Source organism: Mycoplasma sp. 394, assembly GCF_054353895.1.
Genome location: NZ_JBTHHL010000006.1, coordinates 63767 through 75052, shown reverse-complemented (window position 1 = coordinate 75052; position 11286 = coordinate 63767). Strand labels below are relative to the sequence as shown.

Annotated in this window: 13 protein-coding genes and 1 other RNA gene; 4 read left to right on the top strand and 10 right to left on the bottom strand. The window is 27.7% G+C overall.

The features are described from left to right. Positions 1-209 precede the first annotated feature (209 nt). On the bottom strand, positions 210-1571 hold the full coding sequence (eno, locus tag ACXYRQ_RS03060) for a phosphopyruvate hydratase (protein ID WP_458598029.1): 1362 nt from the start codon (positions 1569-1571) through the stop codon (positions 210-212). 269 nt (positions 1572-1840) lie between these two features. Between eno and ACXYRQ_RS03055 the strand changes: the two genes are divergently transcribed. Continuing rightward, a complete protein-coding gene (locus tag ACXYRQ_RS03055) occupies positions 1841-3244 on the top strand; it encodes a S8 family serine peptidase (RefSeq protein WP_458614788.1) in 1404 nt (467 codons plus the stop codon). A 1-nt stretch (position 3245) separates the two neighbouring features. Further along, on the top strand, positions 3246-4010 hold the full coding sequence (locus ACXYRQ_RS03050) for a hypothetical protein (protein WP_458613984.1): 765 nt from the start codon (positions 3246-3248) through the stop codon (positions 4008-4010). Between the two features lie 42 nt (positions 4011-4052). Here ACXYRQ_RS03050 and ACXYRQ_RS03045 read toward each other — a convergent pair whose 3' ends face one another. After that, complete coding sequence (locus ACXYRQ_RS03045; RefSeq protein ID WP_458598023.1) at positions 4053-4613, bottom strand: hypothetical protein; 561 nt, start codon at positions 4611-4613, stop codon at positions 4053-4055. Between the two features lie 70 nt (positions 4614-4683). On the opposite strand from ACXYRQ_RS03045, the gene ffs reads away from it, so the two are divergent. Together ffs and ACXYRQ_RS03035 are read left to right on the top strand one after the other, a co-directional pair. Beyond that, an RNA gene (ffs, locus tag ACXYRQ_RS03040) (signal recognition particle sRNA small type) lies at positions 4684-4780 on the top strand. Positions 4781-4787: 7 nt separating this feature from the next. Beyond that, positions 4788-5267, top strand: coding sequence for an NUDIX hydrolase (locus ACXYRQ_RS03035; RefSeq protein WP_458598021.1), 480 nt, complete (start codon positions 4788-4790; stop codon positions 5265-5267). A 38-nt stretch (positions 5268-5305) separates the two neighbouring features. Here ACXYRQ_RS03035 and ACXYRQ_RS03030 read toward each other — a convergent pair whose 3' ends face one another. From ACXYRQ_RS03030 to ACXYRQ_RS02995, 8 genes are all read right to left on the bottom strand, one after another. Then, on the bottom strand, positions 5306-6097 hold the full coding sequence (locus ACXYRQ_RS03030) for an alpha/beta fold hydrolase (protein ID WP_458598019.1): 792 nt from the start codon (positions 6095-6097) through the stop codon (positions 5306-5308). Positions 6098-6158: 61 nt separating this feature from the next. Next, on the bottom strand, positions 6159-6971 hold the full coding sequence (locus ACXYRQ_RS03025; RefSeq protein WP_458598017.1) for a DUF5378 family protein: 813 nt from the start codon (positions 6969-6971) through the stop codon (positions 6159-6161). 82 nt (positions 6972-7053) lie between these two features. Next, positions 7054-7404, bottom strand: a complete 351-nt coding sequence (gene rplS, locus ACXYRQ_RS03020; protein ID WP_458598016.1) for a 50S ribosomal protein L19 — start codon at positions 7402-7404, stop codon at positions 7054-7056. Continuing rightward, a complete protein-coding gene (trmD, locus tag ACXYRQ_RS03015; protein ID WP_458614787.1) occupies positions 7394-8077 on the bottom strand; it encodes a tRNA (guanosine(37)-N1)-methyltransferase TrmD in 684 nt (227 codons plus the stop codon). Before trmD ends, rplS begins: the two co-directional genes overlap by 11 nt. 1 nt (position 8078) lies before the next feature. Beyond that, positions 8079-8315, bottom strand: a complete 237-nt coding sequence (gene rpsP, locus ACXYRQ_RS03010) for a 30S ribosomal protein S16 (protein WP_435129610.1) — start codon at positions 8313-8315, stop codon at positions 8079-8081. Between the two features lie 144 nt (positions 8316-8459). Continuing rightward, positions 8460-9485 carry an energy-coupling factor transporter transmembrane component T family protein gene (locus tag ACXYRQ_RS03005; RefSeq protein WP_435129613.1) on the bottom strand — a complete coding sequence of 342 codons (1026 nt, stop codon included), beginning with the start codon at positions 9483-9485 and terminating at the stop codon, positions 8460-8462. Further along, a complete protein-coding gene (locus tag ACXYRQ_RS03000) occupies positions 9485-10396 on the bottom strand; it encodes an energy-coupling factor transporter ATPase (RefSeq protein ID WP_458614786.1) in 912 nt (303 codons plus the stop codon). The genes ACXYRQ_RS03005 and ACXYRQ_RS03000 overlap by 1 nt, the downstream gene beginning before the upstream one ends. After that, complete coding sequence (locus ACXYRQ_RS02995; RefSeq protein WP_458614785.1) at positions 10387-11187, bottom strand: energy-coupling factor transporter ATPase; 801 nt, start codon at positions 11185-11187, stop codon at positions 10387-10389. The genes ACXYRQ_RS03000 and ACXYRQ_RS02995 overlap by 10 nt, the downstream gene beginning before the upstream one ends. Positions 11188-11286: the final 99 nt, after the last annotated feature.

Genomic DNA, 11286 nt, shown 5'->3' with positions numbered 1-11286 from the left:
ATGAATTAAAAAAACTAATACACCAATACATAATTTGATATAATACAAAACGAATTCAATCTGTTTTAGATTGAAAATCACCTCAGCAATATGCCGAGATGATACAATATTAATTTTCTGTTAATTTTTATGTCCTTGTTTAATTTTCTTTCTTTGTTTAAAATAAGCATTCATTTTATAAAAATATTTTTTATCTTTCATAAAATAAATTATTTTTTAATATTATAAAAAGAATTAATACCTTTAAAAGTTGCTGTATTTCCTAGTTCTTCTTCGATTGCTAATAATCGATTATATTTAGCAATTCTGTCTGTTCTAGACATTGATCCGGTTTTAATTTGTCCTGTATTCATAGCAACCGCTATATCTGCAATAGTGCTATCTTCGGTTTCCCCTGAACGGTGAGATACAACAGCAGTCATATTTGCTTTTTGAGCCATTTGGATAGCATCAAAAGTTTCTGTTAATGAACCAATTTGGTTTACTTTAATTAAAATAGAGTTCATTGACTTTTCTTCAATAGCACGTTTAAGAATTTCAGTATTTGTAACAGTTAAATCATCACCTACAATTTGAACCTTATTTCCTATTTCAGCAGTAAGTTTTTTAAATCCTGCTCAATCGCTTTCTGCTAATCCATCTTCTATAGAAATAATAGGGTATTTTGAAACAAGAGATTCAAGGTATTTAATCATTTCATCAGTTGTATAAGTTAATTTAACATCATTTAAGTGTTCAAAACCAGGTTTTTTAGATTCGATTGCTTCTTTAAGTTTTCCGAAAGTATATACACCATCTCTGTATAATTCTGATGAAGCACAATCCATTGCGATTGCAACAGCGTTTTCTCCGGATGTAGCTGGTTGATATCCAGCAAGTTTAATAGCTTCAACTAAAAAATCTAAGGCTTCTTCGTGAGATTTAAAGTTTGGAGCAAATCCACCTTCATCACCTACTTGAACACCGTGTCCGTTTTTCTTAAGTAATTTAGCTAAGTTATGGAAAACAAAGTTTGCCATTTGTAGTGCTTGACGTAAAGATTTAGCACCTACTGGCATAATCATAAATTCTTGGAAATCAAGGGTATTAGAAGCATGTTCACCACCATTGATAACATTTAACATAGGAAGGGGTAATTGGTGTGCATTAAAACCTCCTAGGTATTTATAAAGTGGTAATTGTAATTCATCTGCAGCTGCACGAGCAACAGCTAATGAAACACCTAAGATAGCATTAGCACCTAATTTAGATTTAGTTGGTGTTCCATCTAAAATAATCATTCTTTGATCAATTAAACGTTGCTCAGTAACTTCAATACCTTCAATAGCAGGAGCAATAATTTGGTTAACATGATCAACAGCTAACATAACTCCTTTTCCACCGAATCAATTTTTTTCATACTTAGAACCTTTATCTCTTAGTTCTAAAGCTTCTCTTGAACCAGTTGAAGCTCCCGAAGGAACCATTGCTGAACCAAATCCACCTAATTCAGTTGTAACTTCTACTTGAACAGTAGGATTTCCTCGAGAATCCAACACTTCACGTGCATGTATTTTTTTAATTGCTGACATTTATGTCTCCTCTAAAATGTTATATAAATTATGTTATTTCATATTTTATAAATATTAAATATTTAAAAAATTATATAACATATTTTTTTAATAAATAATAAAATATGTAGGAAGCAAGGATTGTGTGTTTTCACAAATTTTGCAGATATCAAAAAGAAAATATGTTTTTAATAAAAATTTCTGGTATTAATATTTCTTTTTATGTAAAATAATTTTGTAAGAAATTAAATAAGTAATTTGATTCTTACAAAATTACTAAAAGGAGATATATGAAAATTAAACATAAAAAAATATTTTTATTTAGCGGTGTTTTTATTACATCAGTTATAGGTATAGCTACCTTAACAGTTACAAGCATATCAAAAAAAGAAGAAAAACCTTGATATTTAGAATATCAAAACAAAAAATTAGAGATTCGCATAAATAAAAACGGACAACTGTTTAATTCTGTGAGAAATGTACCTATAAATAACGATTACGAATTAAAATTACTATTAAATTATGAAGAAAAAAATTCTATTCACGAAGAAAGTTGAGTAGAACAAAAAAACCAAGAATTTATTAATAAAATACAAAATTCTGGTGTTTTATTTAAAAAACATCAAATAAGTTCAATGATGCCTATTGTTTGATTTTATTTTGATAATGAAAATCAAAGAGAAAACTTTATTAAAAATATAATAGACAAAAAAGAAATTTTTAAAGGAATTGTATTTCCTAACGAAATTCAAAACAAAAAATTATCCGACACTAATAAAACAAATGAAGAAGATGTATATTATTTAGTAAATAAATATCCAGATATATCAAAAAATGTAGAATTTGTTGATTTTAAAAAGCAAAGAGACAAAGAGGATAATCGATACTACAATAATATTGGTAATGTAGGAGTTATAGAAGTTAACGGAATGTTAGATGAAAGAAAGCTTGATGGTTTTCTAAGATATGGTATAGAGTGAAATAACATTTCAAACTCAAAATTATCACATCACCCAAACGAGGTAACAAATATAGTTGCAGGTACACATGGTTATGATAGATATTCAAAAGTTTTCTATTCTACATACTTTTATGATTCAGAATGACAAAAAGCAATCGAATGAATGGTTAAAAATAAAAGAGTAAGGGTTATAAATCATAGTTACGGAGCAGGGCCAAACAATAAAAGAAAGGATTATAGTGAAATCAATCTTTTTCTAGATTATATATCAAGAAAATATGGTGTTGTAAATATTTTTGCTTCAGGTAATGGAAACAATAAAAACGGAATAGAAAATGAATGAATAAATTGAAAATCTCTTTCATTTAATAACTTAGTTGTAGGAGCATTAGATTATTACCATTGATCAAAAGATCCAAAAGACTCAATAGCACCATACTCAAATTATCTTCTTCCAGACAATTATAATTCACTTGCAAAACCTAATGTAGTTGCTCCTGGATATTTATATGAAAGAAAACAACTTAATCAATTTGGAGAAAAAAAGGATAGTTTTGGGAAGTGAACTGTTGTAAAAAGCATCACATCGATTAATTCTAATGATGAGATTTTAGAATATATAACACCAGAATCTGGGATATATAGACTAAAAGTGAAAAAATATTCTGATGCACTGTTTGATAATTCGATTAATGATAGTTTAGCAATGACATATACAGTTCAAGAAAGATAGTATGAAAAAACTAAAGAAATGATTTTTTCCTTTTTCGTTTAGTTTAGGTTTATTAACTGCTTCTTGTACTTCCTCATCTCTTGACTCTAATAAAAAAGAAATAAAAGATTATGAGATATCAGATATAACAAAATTTAAATCTCTTATTTCTAAATATAATAAAGATAATAATATCCAAACAATTTATGATCCTTATTTTACTTACTTTTGATCAGGTAATACAGAAAATAAAGGAAAGTTTAAATATATCTTTGATCATAAATATGAATTAATTACCTCAGAGCAAGAGTTAGACGAAAAATTTCTAAACAAATTTAGTCTAGAGACAGTAAGGGCATTTGGCTGAAGAAATCACTTACAAACAAACTTGAAAATAGACTTAAATACATTAACACAACAACAGTTTCAACAAAAAAATAGAGAAAAATTCAAAGAAATTTATTTAAATAATGAAGATATTGATAAATTTTTCAAAACCAAAAATTTATTGATGTATGAAGGTTGAACACGGAGTCCTGCTATTGATGAAATAAGTCTTGTCGTCGATGATAAAAACAAAAATCAAATAAATTTACACTTTAATGTTGTAGATACAAGTGGTTTAGGAGTAAATTATGATATACCACTTTATAATATGATGTCGGAATTAAAAATGGATATAAAATACCTTGATAAAACAAAGACAATAACTATCAATCCAGAATTAAACAATGATCAAACAAAACAATTTTATGAGTATTTGAAAAATTTATATAAAGATGAATAATAGATACACAAAGAGAACATCTGTAAAAGGTGTTCTCTTTGTTTAAGACGATTGATTTTTGAAAGAATCGTAGTTTGAAAGAGAAAAGAAAAAATAATCTATTACTTTTTCTTTTAGTTGAGGTTTTTCTTCTATTTCCGAATAAAGAATATGATTTTTCAACTTAAGATTTGCAAATAATTTCTTAATCACTTTATTTAATTTTTCTTTTTTTGCACTATCAGAACTTCATTGAATTGCATTCATAACATTTTGATCTTTTCTGAAAGTGTTTACATTATCTTTTAAAATACTAATCAATTCAAGTCCTTGTTCTTTTGTTGTTGTTGCTTTAAAAAAGTAATCATAAAAAGAATTAAACTTTTTAGTAACCTTATCTAAGGTATCATATTCTTTGTCTAAGATTTGTTGATTGTTTGTAATGCTTTTGGGACTTAATTCACCTGTTCCCACACTAAGAGATAAAACTTTTTCTTCTTGTTTTACTAAAGCATATGAATGGATTTTTATATCTTTATCAATTATTCCTTTAACATCCGATTGGATATCATCAATATGTAATCATTTTGTTAAATATAAAGTAGGACGCCGGGGTGGTACCACCCCAGCGTCCTACTTTAAACTTTTAAAACATACTATTCCTTCCTTTGATTTTTGTATAAATTATATATAATATATTAGCCATCAGAACAATAACCCACTAACTTGGTCAGGGTAGAAATACAGCAGCCATATGAGGAAGTGTTGTGTCAGGTGGTTTTTTTGATAAGGAAAGTTATGTCAGATGTATTTTTTGAATTAGAAAACGGTGATCGTTTTAAATATCGTGTTGGGGTGATTATTCGTAAAGAGAATCAAATTTTAATAGCAAGTGATCCGTGGAATGGTTATTGATATTTACCAGGTGGGAAAGTTGCTATGCACGAAAGTATTGATGAAGCGGTTTTACGTGAAATCAAAGAAGAATTGAATATAAATGTTGTGAATATACATAAGCATTTTTTGATTGAGTCGTTTTATGTAAATAGTTTTAATTTAAAACGTTACCATGAATTATCTATAATTGTTTCAGCAATACCTGTTTCATTTGAAAAGATATCAAAACCAGAATTTACATTTGAAGAAAACGGAAATGTTTTTGCTTTTAAATGAATAGATATTGACAAACTTAAAGACATTAATTTCTTTCCCAGATTTTTGGTAGATCAACTAGATAATTTACCACAAGATATCAAAATAATTACTATCAGGCAATAATAGTTTAATATAAAAAGCACTGTATACAGTGCTTTTGGTTATTTCTTGTAAAAATCACTTATAATTTTAAAGTATTTATCAAAGCTTTCAAAATATAGCATATGACCAACTTTATTAAAAACTTCAATTTGGATATCTTTAACATTTTCCTTAAAATATTTGATGCAGTTTTCTCTATCAATAACAGCATCTTTTTCACCCAACATTAATAAGGTAGGAACATTAATTTTATTTAATCCTGCTTCAATTTGATTCATCAAATTTATATCTGGCAAACTGTGTCCGAGTTTTAAAATTGTAGGATTGTTATAAAGTCAAGGATTAAAGTTGTTTCTTTCATTTTCCATAAAATCTTTATTTTCAAATAGATTAGTTGGATCAAAATAGAGTGCTTTTAAGAAAACTTTATAATCATCAAAAGTTTTAGGAAAATATGTATCTAAATAGTCTTGTTTTTTAACTAATGATGATTTATTCATCGGAGCAACATAAATCATTTTTGAAAATAGTTCAGGTGCTTTTTTATAAGCAAGCGAAATAGTTCCACCTCCCATTGAATGGCCAATTAAAACTACATCTTTTAAATTATTTTGTTTGATAAATTTAATTAATAAATCAGAAAAACCGTTAACGCTAATTTCATCATTATTTTTTGCTTCTAATAAGTTGTTTCCTGGAAAAGAAATTGCATAATAATCACTTAGGGTTCATTTATCCATAAAAACATTATGAATTTCTGCTCTTGAGTTAAATCCATGTACAAAAATAATTGGGTTTTTAGGTTGGTTGTTATCTTTAAAAACATAAGGATAATCGTATTTTAAGTTCATATAACCTTTCTTTTATCTATTTATTAATAGATAAAATTATAACATCTAAAATTTATGTATTTTATATTTTTTGAAGTAAAATTTCTTGTTTTCTTTGTAGAAATTTTTGTCATTTTCTATAAAGAAAAACCTTAAAAAACACTAAAGAAGAAATTAAGAAAATAATGCTTATGTGAAATACTATTGCAATATATGGAATTGGAATAGGTACAATAGAGGCAATTGTGTAAAATTCTCCTCCATATTGTCAATCCTGATTTACTAAACCAGAGGCATTGTGTGTTATGTTAAGTTCAAAAATCATTATAGTAGTATATATAAGTTGAATAAGGAAGAATATATTTGTGTAAATTATATCTTTGTATTTATTATCGTGATAGGATATATAATAATATACTCCTATAACATATATAATAAAGTGCGACATAAAATAAAGTTTGTTTAATGATGTACCGATAAAAATATATCATAAATTTATTGATGCTTGTGGTTCAGTATAAGGAACAAAAATAACTGTTAAAAACCCACAAAGGGCTGCTGTCGGAGCGATATAAGAAATTATTTTATGGTTTTTTTCATTTATCAACAGGATGCTAATTATTAAATATAACATCGGACATATATCGAGTAAAAGTGATTTTGACAAAACAGTGCTTCGATAAAAATCATTGCTAGGTGCTGATGTAATTTCGGAAATTAAAGCAATATCTCTAAATCATCTTGCTGCAGCAAAGTATATTAATAATGTAATTCCGATGCTAATTTTTATCCATCTTTTTCTAAGTTTGTTTTTTGTCTTTTTGTTTATATACCAAGGTAAAAAAGCAAAAACAAAAGACAAAAACAAAATAAGTATTAAAAATCCATTTTTCATTTATTCCTAACTAATAAATTATATAAGTTTTATGCAAAAAGATAAAAAAACCACAGCGTGGTTTAAATGAGGATAGGATATTTTATCTTTTAATTTCTTTAAGACGAGCACTTTTACCTTTACGATCACGCATATAAAATAATCTTTTTCTACGAACTTTATTTGAACGTACTACTTCGATGTGTGCTATTAAAGGTGAGTGTACAGGGAATGTTCTTTCAACACCAATTCCATAAGAAATTTTTCTAACTGTAAATGATTCTCTTGTTCCTGATTCTTTTTTAGAAATTACTAAACCTTCAAAAACTTGGATACGTTCTTTTTCACCTTCGCGGATACGAACTGAAACACGAACATTATCACCTGTTTGAAAGTTTGGTAAATCATTACGCAACTGACTTTGTTCTACAATTTCTAATAATTTATTTCTCATTTTGAATCCTTTCAATGATATCGGGGCGATTTTTTAATGTTTTTTTATATTGCGCATTCCGTTTTCATTTATCAATTTCTTTATGATTACCATTAAACAAGATTTCGGGGACTTTCATACCCTTATATTCTCTTGGTCTGGTATATTGTGGGTAATCTAATAAACCTTGTCCTTGAAAAGAGTCATTAATATGTGATTCTGCTTTTATAACACCAGGTAGCAATCTAATTATACTATCAGCAATAACCATTGCTGGGAGTTCTCCGCCTGTCAAAACATAATCACCTATTGATAATTCTAAGTCAACTAGTTCAACAACCCTTTCATCAAAACCTTCGTATCTACCTGTTATTAATGTAATTTGATCCTTTTTAGATAATTCATTTGCAATTTGTTGGTTAAAAGTTTTACCCTGTGGTGAAACTAAGATTTTATAACCACCACGATTCTTTAATGAATCTAATGCTAAATCAATTGGTTCAACTTGAAGCAAAAGACCGTGGCCACCGCCATAAATTTCATCGTCTACTTTACGGTGTTTGTCTTTACTGAAATTTCTAAAATCAATAACATTAATTTCAATAATATTATTCTGAATAGCTTTATGAATAATGCTTTCATGATAAAAAGGTGTGAAATAATTTGGAAACAAGGTTAAAAAATTGATTTTCATTTTATTTTGATACTTTGTGAGCTTTAAGTAGGTTCGCAACTGTGTCAGTAGGTTTTGCACCTTGATTTAATCATTTAACTGTAGCCTCTTTGTTTAAAACAAATTCCTTAGTCGATGGATTGTAGTGTCCTAATGCTTCAATAAATCTTCCATCACGTGGAGCTCTTGCATCAGCAGCAACAATTTTATATACTGGTTTGAATTTACTTCCCATACGTTTAAGTCTTATTTTTACCATTAATATCCTCCTTTGCTGTCAAGTAATTTTACTTGACACTCTAAAATGTTGTATAAATTATAATAAAAAAATTTTTATAATCAAATTTAATTTAAAAATTCATTTAAGACTATATAAAAGACTTAAATGAATTTTGTTAATATATTAACCTACTACCCGTAAATCAAGATATCATTTTGGAAGTATATACTGACCTATTGAGAAGGTATTGTTAGCACCAAATTTAAAATCATAATTTTTAAAATAAATATAGTTAAAAATTATTATTATAGCTAATGCAATAAATGCTAATAAAACTAATATATCGATTCAAGTAGGTTTAATTTGTCGATATTTTGTCCGTTTTTCATATGGATCATAGCCACGAGTTTCCATTGAGTTTGCTAAATCATCCGCTTTTTGAAAAGATGAAACAAATAAAGGGATAATTAAGGTGGTAAATGCGGTTATTTTTTCTTTTAAATTACCATTTTTAAAATCCACTCCACGTGAAGATTGAGCTTTTATAATTCTTTGCGATTCATCTACTAATGTTGGGATAAAACGCAAAGCGATCGAGATAATTGTAGCGATAATATGTGTTGGAATAAATAAGAATTTTAAAGGATAAATCAAATCTTCGATTGCTTTATTTAATAAAATAGGCCGTGTTGTGTTGGTAAGCAAAGATGTAATTAAAACCATTATGTAAATTCTTAAAAACAATGCTAAAGTTCTGTTGATAGAATTTAAAGAAACACCATATTGGATTTTCGCATTTTGTCCAAATGTTTTTACAAGTGTTGAATAATCAAAGTTAGTTCCTAAATAATATTGCTGTCAACTGATTGGGGTGGTAAAATCTGATTTAGATGTATAAAAACTTCAAAAAAGTTCATTATGATAGTGATCATTATAGACTGATTCAGAATTTATGATATATAAATTAACTAAGAAAATAACAACTGAAATAAAAATAGGTAGTTTAAGTAACTTAAATAAAGGTCTAATTTTTTTAGTAGATGCTAGATAAATAATTACCAAAGGAAGTAAAATAACAAATAAATCAATAAATGAACTAGCAATAAATACCATTATAATATATAAAACAGTTAAAAAAACCTTTATACGGGGATCGAAATTATAAAGAAAACCATTACCAGGGATATAACGACCAAAAATACTTTTCATTATTTATCCTCTCTTGATAAATTGATAAAATCAGCAAGTTCTTTTAATGATTTTACCTTAGGTACATCTAATCCGTTTTGTCTTAATTTAAAGACAAATTCAAGTAATTTGGGAGGCTGTAAATTGTTTTCTTTTAAAAAAAGAATATCATTTAAAACTTCATAAGGTTGTCCTTGTCGCACAAGTTTTCCGTCTTTTAAAACAACAACTTTACTTGCTCTTTCTAGGACATGGTCTAAATCATGTGTAACATTTATAATGGTTTTACCGCTTTGGTTGAGTTTGGTTAAAATATCCAAGATTTCTACCACACCCACAGGATCCAATCCAGCAGTAGGTTCATCAAAAACCATAAAATCAGGGTTCATTGCTAAGATACCAGCAATAGCAACGCGTCGTTTTTGTCCACCCGACAACTCAAAAGGACTGCGAGACAAATATTCTGAACCTAATCCTACCATTTCCAAACATTTTCTAGCTCTTTGATATGCTTCTTCTTTAGGTACACCATATGCAATAGGACCAAAAGCGATGTCATCTTTTATAGTATTTTTGAAAAGTTGGTATTCAGCAAACTGAAAAACTATCCCGATTTTCTTACGTATTTCTTTTAGGTTTTTAATTTTTCTTCGTTTTTGTGAATCGTTTATGATATGAAATTTTTCTGTATGGTAGTTTTTTAACTTTTTATTATATATATCAGTTGAAAAAGTTCATTCTACTGTTCCTAATGAAGGTTTAAGTAATCCGTTTAGATGTTCAATTAAAGTAGTTTTACCTGAACCAGTTGATCCGATAATCCCTAAGTATTCACCATCAGCAACATCTAAGGAAACATCAGTGAGAGCAGTAAATTCTCAAGGAGTTCTTTTATTAAAAATATGTGTAATTTTGTTTGTTTTTACTTGCATATATTGTCTATTAACTCCTGTTCGTTATAGGTTGGATTAATTCCTTTAATAAGTTCGCTAAGTTTATAAATAAAAGGAGAATCAATTTTCGCTAAATCAATTATGTCTTTATTATTTAGTATTTCTTGTGGTGAGCCAAATGCTACTAATTCACCATTTGAAAAAACTAAACATTTATCAGCTAAAATTGCTTCATCCATATTATGTGTAATGGAAATTAAAGTTTTCTGTCTTGAATCACGAATTTCTTTAATTAAATTTAAAACATCATGACGGCCCTTTGGGTCAAGCATCGAAGTAACTTCATCAAAAATCATAACATCTGGATCTAATGCTAAAACTGAGGCGATTGCAACACGTTGTTTTTGACCACCAGAAAGGTTTTCAGGTTCTCTTTCAAGATGATCTTGCATCCCGACACGTGTAGCACATTTTAAGATAATATCTTTCATTAATTTTGGGTTAACACATCGATTTTCGAGTCCAAAAGCAATATCATCTTCAACAGAAGAGCCGATAAACTGGTTATCTGGGTTTTGAAAAATAATACCTATTTTTTTGCGAACCTGAACCAATGTAGTGCGATGATATTCGATACCATCAATAGAAACCGAACCTTGTTGTGGTTTGAGCAAACCAACTAAAATTTTAGAAAGGGTGCTTTTTCCACTTCCGTTATGACCTAAAACAGCTATATATTCACCTTTTCTGATGTGAAATGAAACATTTTTTAATGCAGGCTGCAAAATCCCAGGTTTATAACTAAAAACTATGTTATTAACTTTTATCATATATATATTTTAATAAAAAAGAAAGATTTAAAGAATTATTTTTATGTTTATGTTTTATAATAAATTATAAAATATTTTAATTTATTTTATGAATTTGTA